Origin of the sequence: Scandinavium sp. NPDC088450 (assembly GCF_044900545.1) — a bacterium.
Classification (GTDB): domain Bacteria; phylum Pseudomonadota; class Gammaproteobacteria; order Enterobacterales; family Enterobacteriaceae; genus Scandinavium.
On sequence record NZ_JBJDNI010000002.1, the window covers coordinates 232,485 to 250,650 of the forward strand.

The 18,166-nt window shown below is 54.9% G+C and carries 14 protein-coding genes; 6 read left to right on the forward strand and 8 right to left on the reverse strand.

Annotated features, from left to right (window positions below; genetic code table 11):
* Window positions 1-156: 156 nt before the first annotated feature.
* Entirely contained in the window at window positions 157-1,086 is a 930-nt protein-coding gene (locus ACI2I2_RS03645; protein ID WP_404656665.1) for a sugar kinase, read from the reverse strand.
* Between the two features lie 237 nt (window positions 1,087-1,323).
* Here ACI2I2_RS03645 and pdeH point away from each other — a divergent pair, with 237 nt between their 5' ends.
* Complete coding sequence (pdeH, locus tag ACI2I2_RS03650; RefSeq protein WP_404656666.1) at window positions 1,324-2,097, forward strand: cyclic-guanylate-specific phosphodiesterase; 774 nt, start codon at window positions 1,324-1,326, stop codon at window positions 2,095-2,097.
* A 67-nt stretch (window positions 2,098-2,164) separates the two neighbouring features.
* Window positions 2,165-4,207, forward strand: a complete 2,043-nt coding sequence (locus tag ACI2I2_RS03655) for an AsmA family protein (protein WP_404656667.1) — start codon at window positions 2,165-2,167, stop codon at window positions 4,205-4,207.
* Window positions 4,208-4,320: 113 nt separating this feature from the next.
* Here the strand turns inward: ACI2I2_RS03655 and ACI2I2_RS03660 are convergent, their stop codons facing one another.
* The 3 genes from ACI2I2_RS03660 to ACI2I2_RS03670 form a co-directional block, all read right to left on the reverse strand.
* Window positions 4,321-5,643, reverse strand: a complete 1,323-nt coding sequence (locus ACI2I2_RS03660) for an MFS transporter (RefSeq protein WP_404656668.1) — start codon at window positions 5,641-5,643, stop codon at window positions 4,321-4,323.
* Between the two features lie 261 nt (window positions 5,644-5,904).
* Window positions 5,905-6,933 (reverse strand): inner membrane protein YhjD, encoded by a 1,029-nt coding sequence (gene yhjD / locus ACI2I2_RS03665; protein ID WP_404656669.1) that lies wholly within the window; start codon window positions 6,931-6,933, stop codon window positions 5,905-5,907.
* An 80-nt stretch (window positions 6,934-7,013) separates the two neighbouring features.
* A complete protein-coding gene (locus ACI2I2_RS03670; protein ID WP_404656670.1) occupies window positions 7,014-7,913 on the reverse strand; it encodes a LysR family transcriptional regulator in 900 nt (299 codons plus the stop codon).
* A 118-nt stretch (window positions 7,914-8,031) separates the two neighbouring features.
* On the opposite strand from ACI2I2_RS03670, the gene ACI2I2_RS03675 reads away from it, so the two are divergent.
* Window positions 8,032-8,790, forward strand: coding sequence for an SDR family NAD(P)-dependent oxidoreductase (locus ACI2I2_RS03675; RefSeq protein ID WP_404656671.1), 759 nt, complete (start codon window positions 8,032-8,034; stop codon window positions 8,788-8,790).
* Window positions 8,791-8,887: 97 nt separating this feature from the next.
* Here the strand turns inward: ACI2I2_RS03675 and ACI2I2_RS03680 are convergent, their stop codons facing one another.
* Window positions 8,888-9,418: a GNAT family N-acetyltransferase gene (locus ACI2I2_RS03680; protein ID WP_404656672.1), complete on the reverse strand. Its 531-nt coding sequence runs from the start codon at window positions 9,416-9,418 to the stop codon at window positions 8,888-8,890.
* Window positions 9,419-9,564: 146 nt separating this feature from the next.
* Here ACI2I2_RS03680 and ACI2I2_RS03685 point away from each other — a divergent pair, with 146 nt between their 5' ends.
* Window positions 9,565-11,154 carry an STY4199 family HEPN domain-containing protein gene (locus ACI2I2_RS03685; RefSeq protein WP_404656673.1) on the forward strand — a complete coding sequence of 530 codons (1,590 nt, stop codon included), beginning with the start codon at window positions 9,565-9,567 and terminating at the stop codon, window positions 11,152-11,154.
* 1 nt (window position 11,155) lies between these two features.
* Here the strand turns inward: ACI2I2_RS03685 and ACI2I2_RS03690 are convergent, their stop codons facing one another.
* Complete coding sequence (locus ACI2I2_RS03690) at window positions 11,156-12,811, reverse strand: alpha,alpha-trehalase (RefSeq protein WP_404656674.1); 1,656 nt, start codon at window positions 12,809-12,811, stop codon at window positions 11,156-11,158.
* Window positions 12,812-13,189: 378 nt separating this feature from the next.
* On the opposite strand from ACI2I2_RS03690, the gene ACI2I2_RS03695 reads away from it, so the two are divergent.
* Window positions 13,190-14,281: a serine hydrolase domain-containing protein gene (locus ACI2I2_RS03695; protein WP_404656675.1), complete on the forward strand. Its 1,092-nt coding sequence runs from the start codon at window positions 13,190-13,192 to the stop codon at window positions 14,279-14,281.
* 32 nt (window positions 14,282-14,313) lie between these two features.
* Here ACI2I2_RS03695 and gorA read toward each other — a convergent pair whose 3' ends face one another.
* Both gorA and ACI2I2_RS03705 read right to left on the reverse strand, forming a co-directional pair.
* Entirely contained in the window at window positions 14,314-15,666 is a 1,353-nt protein-coding gene (gorA, locus tag ACI2I2_RS03700) for a glutathione-disulfide reductase (RefSeq protein WP_404656676.1), read from the reverse strand.
* Window positions 15,667-15,736: 70 nt separating this feature from the next.
* On the reverse strand, window positions 15,737-16,579 hold the full coding sequence (locus tag ACI2I2_RS03705; RefSeq protein WP_404656677.1) for a 23S rRNA (adenine(2030)-N(6))-methyltransferase RlmJ: 843 nt from the start codon (window positions 16,577-16,579) through the stop codon (window positions 15,737-15,739).
* A gap of 157 nt (window positions 16,580-16,736) precedes the next feature.
* Between ACI2I2_RS03705 and ACI2I2_RS03710 the strand changes: the two genes are divergently transcribed.
* Window positions 16,737-18,002 carry a phosphatase PAP2 family protein gene (locus ACI2I2_RS03710; protein ID WP_404656678.1) on the forward strand — a complete coding sequence of 422 codons (1,266 nt, stop codon included), beginning with the start codon at window positions 16,737-16,739 and terminating at the stop codon, window positions 18,000-18,002.
* The last annotated feature ends 164 nt before the right edge of the window (window positions 18,003-18,166 follow it).

The window sequence follows — 18,166 nt, forward strand, 5'->3', positions numbered from 1 at the left end:
CTGCACTGAACGGTTTTGGAGAGGGCGAAAATCAAAACTGCACTGAACGGTTTTGGAGAGGGCGAAAATTAAAAACTGCACTGAACGGTTCCCTCTCCCTGGGGAGAGGGTTAGGGAGAGGGTGTCAGCCGAACGTTGCCTTCGCCCTCACTCTCTTTACTCAGGCATCGCCTCACGAGGAATAATCGCCCCGCGATACTGAATCACGGTGCTGGCTGTCAGGTGCCCACGCTCGGCAGCCGCTTTCGTGTCGCCACCTGTCAGACGAACCGCAAGATAGCCCGCGCTGAAGGAATCACCTGCCGCCGTCGTATCCACCACTTTCTCTTTGGGCAGTTTCACCGCAGGCACATCCACAACGGCTTCACCCGCCAGTGACACCAGGCAGGAATCTGCCCCGCGCTTCACCACTACTTCATTCACGCCAGCGGCGTGGGTGCGGGCAATCACTTCTTCAACTGGTTTTTCGCCCCACAGTGCGTCTTCGTCATCCAGTGTCAGGAAGGCGATATCTGTGCAGGCCAGCATCTGCTGATAAACCTGCTGCGTTTCTTCGCGGCTGGCCCACAGGCGTGGGCGGTAGTTGTTGTCGAAAATGACCTGGCCGCCGTTTGCACGGCATTCGTGCAGCAGCGAGAAGAGTTTTTCACGGCTGGCAGGGCTCAAAATCGCCAGGCTGATGCCGCTCAGGTAGAGGTAATCGTACGTCGCCAGCTCTTCGCAGATAGCCCCAGATTCCTCGCTTTCCAGCCAGAATTTTGCGGCCGCTTCGTTGCGCCAGTAGTAGAACGTGCGCTCACCGGTATCGTCGGTTTCGATGTAATACAGGCCCGGCATGCGGTTAGCCATGCGTTGAATCAGACGGGTGTCGACGTTCTCATTCTGCCAGGCATCCAGCATTTGCTGGCTGAAACTGTCCGTGCCCAGCGCGGTAATGTAGCTGACCTGGAGGCTGCTTTGTTTCACCTGACGGGCGATGTACACCGAGGTGTTCAGCGTATCGCCGCCAAAACCGCGATTCACCAGCGAACCCTTCTCTGAAAGCTCAATCATGCATTCGCCAATGACGGCAATTTTCTTAGACATAGTCTCAGGCCTTATCGAAATCGGAAAAAATAAGCGCTAGTTTGCGCTGTGGCTGTTAGGGGGTCAACTATATTAAAACAACGTTCCATTATTTTTTTGAGCTAGCGCGTATCTGGCTCAGAAACTTGCCGCACAGATTCGCAAAATGCCACGAGTTGAACATAAAGTTCTCACCCTCAGCGCCGATAACTCAATGACGAGTTCCGAGAGATTCCCCCTATTAACAGGACAGCTGAGATGAAGTTAAAGCAGGTTATCCAGCGGCTAAGCCTTCCCGATGCAGGCATTGAAAGCCTTCAGGAGCGACGCTATTGGCTGGAGTGTGAGCGTGCTTATACTTACCAGCCCATCTACAAAATCGATGGTCGCCTGATGGCGGTTGAAGTATTGACTGTCGTGACGCACCCGGAGCATCCGGGCCAGCGCATTGCTCCGGATCGCTACTTCGCTGAAGTGGCCGTGCGCCAGCGTATTGACATCGTCAAAGAACAACTGGCGGTGCTGACCGCAAAGCAGGAATTTTTCAGCCACAACGGCATTCTGGCTTCGGTCAATGTGGATGGTCCAACGCTGCTGGCGATGCGTCAGGACCCGTCTCTGATAGCGCAAATCGAAAACACGCCATGGCTGCGTTTCGAACTGGTGGAGCACATTCGCCTGCCGCAGGATTCGTCGTTCGCCGCCATCTGCGAATTTGGCCCGCTGTGGCTGGATGACTTCGGGACCGGAATGGCTAACTTTTCGGCGCTCAGCGAAGTACGTTATGACTACATCAAAGTCGCCCGCGACCTGTTTATCATGCTGCGTAAAACCCCGGAAGGGCGCAATTTATTCGAGCTGCTTATCCAGCTGATGAACCGTTATTGCCAGGGCGTAATCGTGGAAGGGATTGAAACGCTGGAAGAGTGGCGTGACGTTCAGCAATCCCCGGCTCACGCGGCGCAAGGCTACTTTTTATCCCGCCCGGTGCCGATTGCCACCCTTGAAGAAGTGATGCTTAATCTGGCCTGATCTGCCGTTTTTCTGTCAGCCTCAACTATATTCATGAAAGGTGAGGCAAAACAGGAGTGCTCTCGGCATGTCAAAAACCACCAAAACGCTAGCCATCATTTTTGCGACGTTAGCGCTGCTCATCGTCCTGCTTATCATCATTATCGCGACCTTTGACTGGAACCGTCTGAAGCCAACCATTAACCAGAAAGTGTCTGCGGAGCTCAACCGCCCGTTCGCGATCCGTGGCGATTTGGGGATTGTCTGGGAGCGTCAGCCAACGGAAACCGGCTGGCGAAGCTGGGTGCCATGGCCGCATGTCCATGCCGACGATATTATTCTTGGCAACCCGCCAGACATTCCCGAAATCACCATGGTGCATTTACCGCGTGTCGAAGCGACGCTCGCGCCGTTGTCATTGTTGGCTAAAACGGTGTATCTGCCGTGGATCAAACTGGTCCAGCCGGACGCGCGGATCATTCGCCTGTCGGAAAAAACCAACAACTGGACGTTCAAATTAGCCTCTGACACCGGCAATCCGAAAGACGCGCAGCCCTCTTCATGGTCATTCCGCCTGGACAATATTCTCTTCGATCGTGGCCGCATCAAAGTCGATGACAAAGTGACGAAGGCTAACATAGAGATCTTCGTCGATCCGCTGGGTAAACCGCTGCCATTCAGTGAAGTGACGGGCGATAAAGGCAAAAACAGTGGCCCGAAACCGGGTGACTACGTCTTTGGCCTGAAAGCTGACGGGCGCTACAACGGCCAACCGTTAACCGGCACCGGTAAAATTGGCGGCATGCTGGCGCTACGTAGCGAAGGCACGCCTTTCCCGGTGCAGGCCGATTTCCACTCAGGCAATACTCGCGTGGCATTTAGCGGCACAGTGAATGACCCGATGAAAATGGGCGGTGTCGATTTACGCCTCAAGTTCTCGGGCGACTCGCTCGGACAGCTTTATGATCTCACGGGCATTGTGCTGCCGGACACGCCGCCGTTTGAAACAGACGGGCATCTGGTGGCGAAAATCGATACCGATAAAGGCTCGGTCTTTGATTATCGCAACTTCAACGGGCGCATTGGCGACAGCGATATTCACGGCACGCTGAAATACAGCATGAGCAAGCCCCGCCCGAAACTGGAAGGGGATATGGAGTCGAAGCAACTGCGGCTGGCGGATTTAGGCCCGCTGATTGGCGTGGATTCCGGTAAAGGCACCAAATCTGCCGAAGTGAAAAAGGATGCCCAGCCTGCCGGCAAAGTGCTGCCCTACGATCGCTTTGAGACCGATAAATGGGACGTGATGGACGCTGATGTGCGCTTCAAAGGGCAACACATCGAGCATGGCAGCACGCTGCCGCTGAGTAATCTCTCTACGCATGTGATCCTTGAGCGCGGCGACCTGCGCCTGCAACCGCTGAAGTTTGGCATGGCGAACGGTACCATCAGCGCCACAATCCACCTGGCGGGTAATAAAAAACCAATGCAGGGCGAGGCCAACATTCAGGCCAGACGGCTGCGACTGAAAGAGCTGATGCCCAATGTTGAGCTGATGCAGAAAACGCTGGGTGAAATGAATGGCGATGCGCAATTGCGCGGGACGGGCAACTCCGTGGCAGCGCTATTAGGCTCAAGCGACGGCAATCTCAAGCTGCTGATGAATGACGGCGTGGTCAGCCGCAACCTGATGGAAATCCTCGGCCTGAACGTCGGCAACTTTATTGTCGGGCAAATCTTTGGCGATGACGAAGTGCGGGTGAACTGCGCGGCGGCCAACGTTGATATCCGCAACGGCGTTGCACGCCCACAAATCCTGGCGTTCGATACCGAGAATGCGCTGGTAAACGTGACGGGGACGGCAAGCTTTGCCTCGGAGCAGTTAGATTTGACGATTGATCCGGAGAGCAAAGGCATTCGTATCATTACCCTGCGTTCCCCGCTGTATGTTCGCGGCACGTTCAAAAATCCGGATTACGGCGTGAAACCGGGCCCACTGATTGTACGTGGCGCGGTGGCGGCAGCGCTGGCGACACTGGTGACACCCGCCGCAGCGTTGCTGGCACTGATTTCGCCATCAGAGGGTGATGCCAATCAGTGCCATGTGATTTTGTCGCAGATGAAACGGTAGGCGGGTTTTCCCCCTCTCCCAAAGGGAGAGGGGGCAGGCAGGCGCGGTCTTTGATTTTCTCCCTCTCCATTGAGGGAGAGGGCAGGGGAGAGGGGGTGCAGACAGCTCAGATCTTACAAAGACTGATGCTTCGTCTCATGCGTCAGCACCAACGCAATCAGCGTCAGTGCCGCCATTGACGCCAGGTAGTAACCGACATACGCCAAACCATAAGCCCCTGTCAGCCATGCCGCGATATACGGTGCAACAGACGCCCCGAGAATCGACGACACGTTATAAGAGAACGAAGCTCCGGTGTAGCGAACTTCTGTCGGGAACAGTTCTGGCAGCAGGGCGCCCATCGGGCCGAAGGTCAGGCCCATCAGGCTCAGGCCCAGCAGCAAATACGCCATAATCAGGGCCGGATTGCCTGACCCCAGCAGCGGCTGGAACACGAACAGGCCAAACAGGATGATCAGCGTGGTAATGGTTATCATGCTCTTACGACGGCCAAAACGGTCAGCCAGCAGGCCGGCAATCGGCACCATTACCCCGAAGCCAATCACCGCCATCATCAGCATCCACAGCACTTCATTACGTGGCAGACCCAGACCGTGCGGCACGGCAGCGGTGCTGTAAGTCATCGAGTAAACGGTCATGATGTAGAACAGCGTGTAGGTTGCCAGCATGATGAAGGTGCCCAGAATGGTCACACGCAAATGCTTGCTGAGCAGCGTACCCATTGGCACTTTGACCTGTTTTTTCGCCGCGGCAACTTTGGCGAAGACCGGCGTTTCATGCAGAGAAACACGCACGTACAGGCCGATAATGACCAGCACGGCAGAGAAGATAAACGGCACGCGCCAGCCCCAGCTCATGAACTGCTCGTCGGTCAGCAGCCACGAGAGCAGCAGGAAGGTGCCGTTGGCAAAGAAGAAGCCAATCGGTGCGCCAAGCTGTGGGAAGGAACCGTACAGCGCGCGTTTTTTCGCCGGAGCATTTTCTGTCGCCAGCAACGCCGCGCCGCCCCATTCACCGCCCAGGCCGAGACCCTGACCAAAACGCGCCAGCGCCAGCAGCAGGGGAGCCAGAATGCCGATTGTTTCATAGCTCGGCAGCAGGCCAATCACTACGGTGGAAATGCCCATGGTCAGCAGGGAAGCCACCAACGTGACTTTGCGGCCAACGCGATCGCCGAAGTGACCAAACAGCGCAGAACCAATTGGGCGAGCGACAAACGCGATGGCGAAAGTCGCCAGCGATTGCAGCGTTGCAGCAGCAGGATCACCCTGCGGGAAAAAGATGTGCGGGAAGACGATAACCGCGGCGGTGGCGTAAATATAGAAATCGAAAAACTCGATGGCGGTGCCAATCAGCGAGGCGACGATGACCTTATTACGTGAGTTAGCCGGGGCGATGTCCTGATTAGGATCGAGTGTTGTGGCAGCAGTTTGCATAGCATTTTCTTATTTTTTGGCGAACGAAGGGCCATATTACGCACAGCAAAAGCCCTATTTCAATGTGTAACAAAGGCAGGGAATGGGCGAAAAAAAGACAAAAAGTGGATAATTTTCAGGCCGGGAAATTCGCAACCATGAAATGCTTCACATAAATGAATAATCAGCAGATAAAACCAGTTTTTGGTTAAAGAAAAGTTACCATCTGGATTTATCTGCTAAGGATGTGCGCTGGGCTGAGATTTCACCCCGGCGAGAGGATTAGCGGTGTGTTTTGCCCGGCATTCTCGGGTCGTCTTTGTACTCTGCGGTGGCTATCCACGCGGCGCAGAACAGGGTCAGGCGCGCGAAGAAATAGAAGAAAGCCATCAGGCCAAGTACCGAACCGAAGGCTGCGCCTGAAGGTGATTTCACCAGCGCAGGCAGCGTCCAGGTCATGATGATTTTGATGACTTCAAAACCGATTGCCGCGATAAACGTGCCGCGGATTAACGCTTTTTTCCGTGGACGATGGCGAGGGAGACGCCAGAAAATCCAGAAGAAAAGCAGGTAGTTGGCGAAAATGGAAATCGCCAGGCCGATCACTCGCCACGCGGGTTTCAACCACTCGATATAATCCAGATACAGCGCGGAGATGATCATCTGCTGTGCGGAGCCCGCAACCGACGTAATAGACAGCGTGACAATCAAAGCCACCAACAGGCCAATCAGCGAAACGAAATCGCGAAAATACTTAACCCAAATTTTCTCCTGATCCTGCGGCGTGCGTTCCCAGACATCACGAGATTGCGCACGGATGGCTTCGCGTAAATTCCCCATCCAGTTGATGCCGGAATAAAGCGCGACCAGCAGCCCGACAATCCCAACGGTGGTACGCTGCTGCACGGCGGTGTTGATGGTACTTTTCAGCGTGGCCGCAAGCGTCGGGTCGCTGACGTTAATCAGGATCTTGTCGAAAATGTCCTGCAGCAGCGTCGGGTGCGAGGCCAGAATGAAGCCCCCGGCGGCAAAGGAAACCATCAAAATGGGGATCATCGACAGGAAAGAGAAGTAGGTGATTGCCGCGCCAAACTGATTGCCCATTCTGTCGTTGAAGCGTTCAGCGGCACGGATCAAATGCGCGATAATCGGCTGGCGCTGCACTTTCTGCGCGGTGCCTGTGGCTTTGGTCAGCGCACCTGTCGCACGCTGTTTAATCCCCGAAGTGGCTTTCTCCCCGGTATCCATTTTCCTGACGGGATCGTACTCCAGATCCTGAGTAGGGCGTTTTGCGTCGTTATCCGGCGTCATCAGGGTGTGATTCCTTTTTATAAAACATAACGGAAATTATAGCCGATGAGACGTCCAAAATTGACAAAACCTCAGGACAATCAATCTACATAGCTTTTTAAAATTTCCGTTAACCACTCCATAAACAGGTGAACGCGACGGGAAAGGTTACGGCGATGCGGGTAAATCAGCGAGACTGGCATCGGTTCTGCGCGATACTGCGGCAGGATTTCAACCAGCTTTCCGCTGCGCAGCGCTTCCTTCACTCCCACGCGCGGCACCTGAATAATCCCCAGTCCGGCAAGGCACGCGGCATGATAAGTTTCAGTGCTGTTGACCGTCAGTACGCCCCCGGTTTTTAGCCAGTGGGTCTGGTTATCCATGCTCAGCTCAAACCCTTGTGGGCGCACGCCAAGGTTCACGGCGTAATGAATCAGCGCATGGCTGGCGAGATCGTCGAGCGTTTCCGGGTAGCCAAAACGCTCCAGATAATCAGGGCTGGCGCAATTCACCACCGTCAGTTTGCCGACCGGACGAGCCACTAATCCGGAATCTTTCAGTGTGCCCACGCGCACCACGCAGTCGAAACCTTCCCGAATCACATCGACCAGCCGATCGCTGCTGCTCAGCTCCAGTTCAATACCCGGGTACTGCTGAAGAAACGCAGGCAGTTTTGGGATGACTAAATTTCGAGCAACGCCAACCGGCATATCCACCCGCAGGCGGCCGCTGATACTGGTGGGATCGTGCAGGAACATGCCGTCCAGCTCATCAAGATTGCTGAGCAAATCCTTCGCTCGTTCGTAATAGACCATGCCGTCCTGAGTCAGTTGAACCCGGCGGGTGGTGCGGTGCAAAAGGCGAGCGCCCAGCAGATTTTCCAGCGCCTGGATTTGGCGCGATACGCTACCTTTAGGAAGGCCCAGCGTGTCGGCGGCGCGGGAAAAACTCTCCAGTTCGGCCACGCGAAGGAACAATTGCATTGCGTGAATTTTATCCATAGCTAACGCCTTTTGTTGTTCTCACTGAAACAATGAAACGTAGTTTGCACTCTTTATTGATTTTATAGCACCTAATAAGCTCTTTCTCACTGTTCACAAACCGGAAACGAGGTGGGTTATGACTCAACGTATTGCTTTAATCACTGGCGGCAGCCGTGGCCTGGGTAAAAACGCGGCGCTGAAGCTGGCGGCGAAAGGAATTCATATTCTGCTGACTTACAACAGTAACCAGCAGGAAGCGCAAAAAGTTGTGCACGAAATTGAGCAACTTGGCGTGAAAGCTGTGGCATTGCAATTGAATGTCGGGGAAATCTCAGGGTTCGAGCGTTTCGCAACAGAAGTGCAGCAACAACTGAAGCATGTCTGGCAGCGTGACACATTTGATTATTTAGTGAACAACGCAGGAATTGGGTTGTACGGCGCATTTGCTGACACCTCTGAAGCGGTCTTTGACGAGCTGATGAACATCCATTTCAAAGGCCCGTTTTTCCTCACTCAACGCCTGCTGCCGCTGATTCAGGACGGCGGACGCATCCTGAATGTGTCTACCGGTCTGGCGCGTTTTGCTCTGCCAGGGTTCGCGGCTTATGCCTCGATGAAAGGCGCAATGGAAGTGCTGACGCGTTATCAGGCAAAAGAACTGGGTGAGCGGAAAATTTCGGTGAACATCATTGCACCGGGTGCGATTGAAACCGACTTCGGTGGTGGGCGTGTGCGCGATAATGCTGAGATGAACAAGCATATTGCTGCACAGACGGCGTTGGGTCGCGTTGGCTTGCCGGACGATATCGGCAATGCGATTGCAGCGTTGCTCAGTGATGAACTCGGCTGGATGAACGCACAGCGTGTTGAGGTTTCAGGCGGGATGTTCCTGTAATCCTTTCGGTGCCGGGTGGCGGCTACGCCTTACCCGGCCTACAAAACCTGTGAGCCCCGGACAGTGTAGGCCGGGCAAACAGCGTGCCGCCCGGCATTCAGCCTTGAAATTCGCTGCGCAGCAACCCCAACAACCAGTCGTTATGCCATCTCCCGCCAAGCTGATAGCTTTCTCTCAACTCGCCTTCCAGCACAAAACCTGTTTTTTCCAGAAGACGGCGTGATGCCTCATTTCCCACGGTCACCGTTGCCGACAAACGCCTGATATTTCCTTCGGTGAAGGCGAAATGACACACCGCCTGAAGCGACTCAAAACCATAGCCTTTTCCCTGAGCAGCAGGCGTGAACAGAAATCCAACCTCAGCTATCTCATCATCCCGCTGGATAAATCCTGTCAGCCCCAACGGCTGGTTGCTCTCCTTTTCGCGAACCACCAGGCAAAGCCAGTGAGTTGCTCCCGGAGTCCAGACCGCAAGCCGGGGTTCGAAAGCTTCACGGATATCGGTTTCGCTGAGCTCATCCATCACAAAGCGCATCACCGCAGGGTTCTGGTACAACGACAAAAAGAACGGCCAGTCCGCTTCGCACAACGCTGTGCAGGTCAGGCGCGGGGTCGTGAGATTTATCATCGTAATTACTCCGGGTAATTTTGTCGGTTTATAGACGGATTAGCTCAGAAGCGGATGCGCTAAGCTACTTTGTAACTGTCTAAAAACAAAAATAAAACCCTGTTGTTTATCAGGGAAAATACTCTGCCTTGCAATAAGGAAAACGGATGCACACAGCATCGCACTACTCCGGTGACCAGTTTGAACACTGCCTTGGCGTGGTTCGCCAGGCGGCCACAGAAATTCTGTCGTTGCTGAACGTTCACACCTCTGAAGCGAAAGATCCTCGCTGGTTTCTGGAGCAGCTGGAGCAGGCGCGTTTGAATCTGGGCGGATGGGCGGCAGTGGCTCGCAAGCTCAATCTTAATGATGCTGAACTGAGTGATTTCACCGTGCAGTTACGCCACTTGCAGCAAGTCGTGCCGGTGTATGAGCGTGGGCAGGCGGTCAGCGAAAATCAGCTCATTGCGGCTTTACGCTTTGTGGCGGTGCTGGAAGCCGTGCGGGAAAAGCAACCGCTGCTGAAGTTTGCCTCTATTGCGGGTGATGACAGTAATGCGCGCCAGGAGCAGGCTCAGCGGCAAATGCGTGCTCTTACGTTGACGCTTAAAGCGTTGATTTCTCAGGCTTGGCCAGATGCCACCAAACTCAATAATCACCTCAAAATTCAATTTGGCGCTGATAGCGTCCGGCGCTGGCTGGCGAACAGCGATGCGGGCGATATTTTGTCCGGCATGCTGTTCAGCGATCTGGCTTCGCTGGTGGTCGATAAAAAAGCGTTTGCTCGTCACTACTCCCCTTTATTCAACTCAGCGTCAGCGCTGACTTTTCTTGCTGAACAGCGTGTCACGCTGCATGCGTTTCTTGAAGATTGCCGGGGGATGCGCAACGCCATGGTGGCGCAGCGTCCGCTCACGACCACGGAAATCGCGCTACTGGATAATTTTGTCCATCAGATAGCAGGCCCGGTGCAGCGAGCGTTCGAGCAAGGGCGAACCCGGGTGAATCCGACAGCATTTATGGCAGTGGACAGCAACGAACTGCACCACTTCTGGGAAGATGCACGGACGAAAGATCGGGCGCTGGGCGGCGATCATCTGCCGGTTCGTGACAACATTGAACCGCCAAAGAAGCAGGAGAAGCGCACGCCGGAAGACCGCGAGCAGCTCATCTCAACGATTTTGTGGGGAACGGTGGGCGTTGTGGTGTTGGTGATGGCCTTCGCTTCGCTGTGGATGTTCAGCAACACCACGCCCGCAGAATCGACCAGTCAGCCCGAGACTCAGGCACTGATTGATGCGCCGGAGCGCGAGACTCCTTCGCCGCGCGAAAAGCTGGCGAACATGGGCATTAGCTGGGATGTGAACAGTCTGCGCGCGGCTATTGATCGTAACGATACCCGCGTCACAACGCTTTTTTTACAGGGCGGTATGACCTGGCAACTGGCGTGGACAGAGCAGGCGCAATCCTTCCGCTACGACGAAGTGCTTGAACTGTTGCTGCGTTATCGCCTGCAAATGGATGAACCGAAGCCGTGCCGCCGCTTTATGAATACGCTGGGGCACGCCATGGCGAACGGGGAATCTCTGAGTTCGGTGCGAAAATCTTACCTGCAAGCGTTTTGCACCACGCCAGCAGTGGTGGAGCGCCAGCGCTATAACGTTTCGCAAGCAAAATTACGCGCGGATGCCTCGCCGGATACGCAGAATAAAAAATGGCTGACGATCCAGTCAGCCATTTACGATGCGATTCGCTAAGTTAGTCTGGTTCGCCGTACAGCCCCATCAGGCGACGTACCACGCCGTTAGTCCAGCCGAAACCGTCCTGTAACGGATATTCACCGCCGCCCCCTTGTCGGGGCGTGCTGGTACCAATGTGATACTTCTCAATCAGCTTGTGATGTTTCTGATAAACGTGATTGACGGTCTTCAACCAGCTACGGGCAATCTCGTTGCCCAGCGCGTCGTTGCCATACAGCTTGAAACCCTGGATCGCCATCCACTGTAACGGCGCCCAGCCGTTAGGGAAATCCCACTGCTCGCCGCTGTCGTACTCTGTCGATAAAATACCGCCGGGCGTCAGCAAGCGCGTCCTCACCGCGGTGTCCAGTTTATCGGCCTGTTCATGCGTTGCCATGCCGACATAAAGCGGTGCCATGCTGGCGGCAGAAAAGAGCCCCAGCGCTTCACGTCGCCAGTCGTAATCGCGGTAACAGCCCTGCTCGTCATCCCACAAATAACGGTTCACGGCGGCGCGGCGCTCACTGGCTTTATGACGAAAGTCGGCTTCGGTTTCTTTATCACCCTTCAGACCAGAAAGATTGGCGATGGTATTTTCCAGTTTGAACAAAAAGGCGTTCAAATCGATCGGCACAAATTGTGTCGTGCGAATACTGGCCAGGCGGGTGGTGTCCCGCAGCCAGCGTGAGGAATAATCCCAGCCGGATTCCGCTCCGGCTCGCAGGTCACGATAAACTTCATTGGGCGGTCGTCCAGAATGGCGAGCCGTTTCCACGTCTTCCAGCCACGACTCATCGCGCGGCGTATCACGGTCATCCCAATAGCGGTTCAGCAACGAGCCATCGGGCAGACGAACCACGTGACGATACGCCTGATTGGGCAGCAGCGTGCCTGAGCCGTCCATCCAGAAGTCATATTCCAGCTTCAGATGGTCAAGATAGCGCTTCGCACCGCGCACCCCGTCTTCCTCAAACAGCTCAACCATCAGGGCGAAAACCGGCGGCTGGGAGCGGCTCAGATAATAGGTGCGGTTGCCGTTGGGAATATGGCCGTAGCGCTCAATCATCCACGCGAAATTATCTGCCATGCACTTGAGCAAATCTTCGCGCCCGCTCTCTTTCAGGCCGAGCATGGTGAAGTAGGAATCCCAGTAATACGTCTCGGTAAAACGCCCTCCCGGCACGATATATGCCTGCGGCAACGCCAGCAGCGAAGACCAGGGAATGTGATCCTGCGGTTCACGCGTCAGGATCGGCCACAGGTTTTCGATATGCTCTTTGAGCGTGTTCTCGGGGTCAGAGACATACTCATTGGCGTGGCTTTCCGGCAGCCAGAAATGTTCTTCAACAAACGCCCGCAGGTTGAAGCCAGGCAGACGTTTCTGCTGGCGAAAACGAATCAGAATATCCAGTGGGTCCATTCTTGGCGCGCAGTCGGGGAAGGTTTTGCTGTCGGCAAAAATGCGTGCTGCCTGAACACGTTCAAAAAGTTCCAGATAGCGGTCAGCAGGGGTGAGGGCATCCGAGGCGGGCATCCCCTCAATCATTTCCGGTTCCGGCTCAACTTCTATCATGTCATCCAGTTTCAGCTCGCACGGATCCGTCTGGTAGCAAAGCTCAGCGGCCAGCGCCTGCACTTCGTCGGTGTCCGGGTTACGTAATTTCTGGTTGAGCATAGTGATAATGACCTCCGGATAACGTCAGTACAAAATGCCGGTTTCCTCCGGCGCTCTACTAAGCTTAGACATTCGCTTCGATCGGTGGGGCGTAAAACGTGCACTTCGTCACAAAAATGTGTGAAGTCTTTCGGCGATATTGCGGCCTAATGCGATGTATTCACAAAAAATTCGCTGAAAAAGTCGCGAACCGGTACACCTTCACTTTCGGAGCTTTCACTTTGCAACCGAATGTGAATCTCGTTATGGTTTGTGCCCGGTTTACCCCCGCTCACTTTATCTCTCTTTTTATCAGGAAGGTCAGTATTGAAAGGGCTTGTACTCCCTGTGCTGATGGCGTCTGCGCTTGTCTGTGGCTGCTCAGGCACGTTATCACAAATGAATATGCCTTCCAGTGAAGTGAAGCAGGTGGCGCAAAATGGTCGCGCGCTTTCTGTCAACGAACTGGTGACGGAGTACATGCAGAGTAAACAGGTCTCCGGCATGGTGGTGGCTGTTATCCACGATGATGGCCCGGCGAAGTTTTATTGCTATGGCGTGACCGACGAACAACATCGCTATCCCATCACGCCTGACACGCTTTTCGCGCTGGGATCGCTGAGCAAGGGGATCACGGCGGAAGTGACCACGTTGTTGGTCAACGAAGGGCGTTTGCACTGGGATGACACGCTGGAAAAGCTACTACCACCGGGCACGCCGCTGAGTGACGACGCGCGTAAAATCACGCTTCTGCAACTGGTGACGCACACCTCCGGTTTACCGCGCCAGCCGATGAGTTTGTTGTCGCTTGAGCATTTGCTGCGCTATCTGAGCGACGGCGAAAACTTCTATCACGACCTCGACAGCGACAGTGTGCTGGGCTATCTGAGCAACTTCAACGCACCGCTCACCCATGAACCCCGCTACTCGAATATCGGTTATGCCATTCTGGGCTACGTGCTGAAAGTACAGACTGGGCAATCTATCGAAACGCTGGCTGAGCAGCGCATTTTCCAGCCGTTGAAGATGCAAAATTCCAGTTTCACGCCTGAAACGCTGCGCAGCTATCCATTACGTGCATTAGGCCATGCTGGCGATCAGCCAAAATTTATCGCTCGCGGTTCCCTTACGCCAGACTGGCAGTTCAGCAACAACATGATTGGCGCGGCGAGCCTCTACAGTAATGCACGCGATTTGATTGAATACGCGCGTGATCATTTCAGTGCCACGGGTGATGCGTCTCTGGATAAAACCTTCCGCGATGTCAGTGCCGACTATTTCCCTCGCGAAAAAGAAGCCGCCAATATTGCGTGGATTACTGATACTTACGGCGATCAGCAAATTACTTATCAGGTGGGATATATCGGCGGATATTCCAGCTATATCGGTTTTGATAAAGCGAATAAAAGCGCGGTGGTGGTGTTGCAGAATAGTTTTAACTGGAGCAATTATATCGGGCACGCGCTTTTAAAACGTAACGTGCCCGAATAATAAAAAGCCCCGTTATAACGGGGCCTTAGGGATTAACGCATGGTGACAAATTCTTCCGCAGCGGTTGGGTGAATCGCTACGGTGTTGTCGAAGTCTTTCTTGGTTGCGCCCATTTTCAGCGCCACTGCGAAGCCTTGCAGGATTTCGTCCATACCAAAGCCAATGCCGTGGATACCGACGATTTTCTCTTCAGGGCCCACACACACCAACTTCATGCGGCATGGCTGGCGGTGAGAGGTCACGGCGGTATACATGGCGGTGAAGGAAGATTTGTAGACCTTCACGGCCTCTTCGCCGAACTGCTCACGCGCTTGTGGCTCGGTCAGGCCCACGGTGCCGATTGGCGGGTGGCTGAAGACCACTGTCGCGATGTTGGTGTAATCCAGATGCTCTTCCGGCTTGTTGTTAAACAGGCGTTCAGAGAGACGACGGCCTGCCGCAACGGCAACCGGAGTCAGTTCTACGGCACCGGTGTTATCGCCAACAGCATAAATGCCCGGCACGCTGGTGTTCTGGAACTTATCGACAACGATGTAGCCTTTGTCGTTGGTTTTCACCCCGGTCACGGCCAGGTTGAAGTTGTCGGTTTCTGGCTCACGGCCAATCGCCCAAATCAGGCTGTCGACCGTCTGGCTGCGACCGTCTTCCAGTTCCAGCGTCAGGCTACCGTCTGCGTTTTTGACGACCGCTTTCGGAATGGCGTGGGTGTGCAGCGTTGGGCCTTCAGCAGCCATCACTTCAACCAGCGTTTCAACAATCATTGGGTCGAAGCTACGCAGCGGCGCGTGTTTACGCACGAACAGGTGCGTTTCAGCGCCCAGACCATTAATCACGCCAGCCAGTTCGACAGCAATGTAGCCTGCGCCCACAACGGCAACACGTTTTGGCAGCGCTGGCAGCTCGAAGAAGCCGTCAGAGTCGATACCGTATTCCACGCCTGGAATGTCCGGGTGGCTCGGGCGGCCGCCGGTGGCGATCAGAATGTGATCGGCTGTCAGCGTTTCGCCGTTCACTTCAATGGTTTTCGCATCAACAAAGTGCGCAAAGCCTTTGATTACATCGACATTGTTCTTGCCCAGCACGTTGTCGTACGAGGTGTGAATGCGGTCGATATACGCGGTGCGGCTGGCAACCAGCTTGTTCCAGTCGAAGTGGTTAATGGTGGTGTCGAAGCCGTAGTCCGGGCCATACAGATGGATGGCTTCGCGGATCTGCGCGGCATGCCACATTACTTTTTTCGGCACGCAGCCCACGTTGACGCAGGTGCCGCCCAGCTCTTTGGCTTCAATCAGCGCACATTTCTGGCCATACATGGCTGCGCGGTTGATGGAGGCGATGCCGCCGCTGCCGCCGCCGATAGCGATGTAGTCATAATGCTTAGTCATAGCTTCTTCCTTAATCGTTGATTGCCGCGATTGTATACCTGGAATCCATAGGTTCCACCGATGATTGCGATTACTCTGGCACGATCCAACTGACGGTGGCGTGGCCGGTGCCGCTCGGGACCAGCGTTTTGTGCAGCCACGGCAGCACGTTGTTCATCTGCTGTTCGAGCTTCCACGGTGGGTTAATGACGATCATGCCGGAGGCTGTCATGCCGCGCTGGTCGCTGTCCGGGCGGACGGCCAGTTCAATTTGCAGAATGCGGCGAATGCTTGTGGCTTCTAACTCTTTAATCATGCGTTTGATCTGCGCACGCAGGACGACCGGATACCACAGCGCGTAGGTGCCGGTGGCGAAACGCTTGTAGCCTTCGCTGATCCCGGAAACCACCGCCTGATAGTCGGTTTTAATTTCGTAAGGTGGGTCAATCAGGATCAGACCGCGGCGAGACTGGGGTGGCAGTTTCGCTTTCAACTGCTGATAACCATCGCCTTTCGCCACGCGGGCACGCTCGTCTTTCTGGAACTCTGAACGCAGCAGCGGGAAATCGCTTGGGTGCAGTTCGGTCAGTTCCAGGCTGTCTTGTTCGCGCAGCAACTGGCGAGCAATCAGCGGGGAGCCTGGGTAGTAGCGCAACTGACCGCTGCGGTTAAAGTGCTGCACCACGCTGATGTAAGGTTCCAGCTCGGCAGGTAAATCATCCTGCTGCCAGATACGCGCGATACCTTCCAGATATTCACCGGTACGTTCTGCATGCTCGCCGCTCAGCTGATAACGCCCGGCGCCCGCATGGGTATCGAGATAAAGAAACGGTTTCTCTTTCTCTTTCAGTGATTCGATGATCAGGCTCTGAACGGTGTGTTTGAGGACGTCGGCATGGTTGCCGGCGTGAAAGCTGTGGCGATAACTGAGCATGGATACGGGTGTTCCGAAGTAATAAACGATGCCGACAGTTTACCGCAGATTGCCGCAGATTACCGCTGAAGCCTCACGATGGGCTGGCAAGGATGACAGAATCGACCAACACTATGAGGGGCATCGTGCGTAATGGCTAGTTAAGACAGGACTCAACATGAATCATCGTCTGGCCTTTTTGGTTTCCGTGTTGTTGATGAGCTCGCCCGGTATGGCGAAAGAGATGTCGATTCCCGGCTCGGCGGAAGTGGCCGACAGGGTTTCGCAAGCATCTGAACTGCCTGCGTATGTGAGCCTGGAAAAAGAGGTGCTGGCGGCGCTGCGTAAGTCATTGCAGGGCACCGCTCCGGCGCTGACGCGTGACAATCTGGAGAAAGCCACGCAGTCGTCCACTCAGGCTGATACTGCCTGGCTCAAAGCCAGTGGCTATGACTTCCAGACTGCCGCTTTGCAAAAACAGGGGATTCAACTGCTTTCCGGCTTCAGTGACTTGCCGGAGGTCACGCTGAAGGCCAGCCTGCAAACGGTGATTATCATCAATCAGGATGCCACCGAAAGCTTACGGCGACAGGCGCTGATGGACGCTGAAGGGATTAGCTATTTATGGTTCCTGAGCGATGCACTGGGGCCGCGGTTGGGCAGGGCGTTTATGACGGCTTACGGCAAGGGCGAACTCAGTAAAGCGGCAGCACTCATTAAAGCCAGTGAAGTCAGTACCGGGGCGGCCAAAAAATATTTTCGCTACGAGCGGCCTTTCCTGGTGCAGGGCAGCGGTATTTATCTGGTGCCGGATAACACGGTCGTCAAAGATTTGCATCCCTATAGCGCAGATGGCGGCTCTTTTCCCAGCGGACATACCAGTACCGGCGTAACGGATGCGACGTTGCTGGCGCAAATGTTGCCCGAACGCTATGAGGCGCTGATGGTTCGCGGTGCGCGCTACGGCTACTCTCGCGTCGTGCTCGGTGTGCATTATCCTTTGGATATCATGGGCTCGCGAATGGTCGCCCTGAGCAATCTGACGCACTATCTGAACGATCCCAACTATCGCCGCTTGTTTAACGAGGCAAGGGATCAGCTTCGATCCGCATTGGAAAAAGAGTGTGGTGTGCCGCTGGCAGATTGTGCTCGATCCGATGCGAAAGACGATCCATGGCACGATCCGGATATGCGTGATTTTTATCGCTACACCCTGACCTGGGATTTGCCGAAGCAGGACGTAGCGAAAAGCGGGATAAAGGTTCCGCCGGGCGCAGAAGTGTTGCTTGAAAGTGCCTTGCCTCATGTTTCTGCGGCGAAGCGGCGGGAGCTTTTGCAGAAAACGGCTTTGCCTGCGGGCTACCCGCTTTCTGGCAGCACGCCTGAGCAGCAGTTCTGGCAGCGGGTTGATCCTGTTGCGGCTTACGTGGCGGGGAAGAAATGAGATCAGGTGCGGTCTGATGCCCTCACCCCATCCCTCTCCCACGGGGAGAGGGAGCTAAAATTAAAAGCCTGCTCATTCAGGCAAGGCTGTGCGTCTTACCGCCTCCGCTATTGAAATCCTCTACACTTAACCCCATTCTCACTCTTATCGGTAAAGCGCCGGAC

Excerpts from the sequence above, each read along its gene's own strand:
- ACI2I2_RS03710 (WP_404656678.1), top strand. The coding sequence starts at position 16,737 with ATGAATCATCGTCTGGCCTTTTTGGTTTCCGTGTTGTTGATGAGCTCG.
- ACI2I2_RS03675 (WP_404656671.1), top strand. The coding sequence starts at position 8,032 with ATGACTCAACGTATTGCTTTAATCACTGGCGGCAGCCGTGGCCTGGGT.
- ACI2I2_RS03670 (WP_404656670.1), bottom strand. The coding sequence starts at position 7,913 with ATGGATAAAATTCACGCAATGCAATTGTTCCTTCGCGTGGCCGAACTG.
- yhjD (WP_404656669.1), bottom strand. The coding sequence starts at position 6,933 with ATGACGCCGGATAACGACGCAAAACGCCCTACTCAGGATCTGGAGTAC.
- ACI2I2_RS03705 (WP_404656677.1), bottom strand. The coding sequence starts at position 16,579 with ATGCTCAGTTATCGCCACAGCTTTCACGCCGGCAACCATGCCGACGTC.
- ACI2I2_RS03660 (WP_404656668.1), bottom strand. The coding sequence starts at position 5,643 with ATGCAAACTGCTGCCACAACACTCGATCCTAATCAGGACATCGCCCCG.
- ACI2I2_RS03680 (WP_404656672.1), bottom strand. The coding sequence starts at position 9,418 with ATGATAAATCTCACGACCCCGCGCCTGACCTGCACAGCGTTGTGCGAA.
- ACI2I2_RS03685 (WP_404656673.1), top strand. The coding sequence starts at position 9,565 with ATGCACACAGCATCGCACTACTCCGGTGACCAGTTTGAACACTGCCTT.
- ACI2I2_RS03655 (WP_404656667.1), top strand. The coding sequence starts at position 2,165 with ATGTCAAAAACCACCAAAACGCTAGCCATCATTTTTGCGACGTTAGCG.
- ACI2I2_RS03695 (WP_404656675.1), top strand. The coding sequence starts at position 13,190 with ATGAATATGCCTTCCAGTGAAGTGAAGCAGGTGGCGCAAAATGGTCGC.
- ACI2I2_RS03690 (WP_404656674.1), bottom strand. The coding sequence starts at position 12,811 with ATGCTCAACCAGAAATTACGTAACCCGGACACCGACGAAGTGCAGGCG.
- gorA (WP_404656676.1), bottom strand. The coding sequence starts at position 15,666 with ATGACTAAGCATTATGACTACATCGCTATCGGCGGCGGCAGCGGCGGC.
- pdeH (WP_404656666.1), top strand. The coding sequence starts at position 1,324 with ATGAAGTTAAAGCAGGTTATCCAGCGGCTAAGCCTTCCCGATGCAGGC.
- ACI2I2_RS03645 (WP_404656665.1), bottom strand. The coding sequence starts at position 1,086 with ATGTCTAAGAAAATTGCCGTCATTGGCGAATGCATGATTGAGCTTTCA.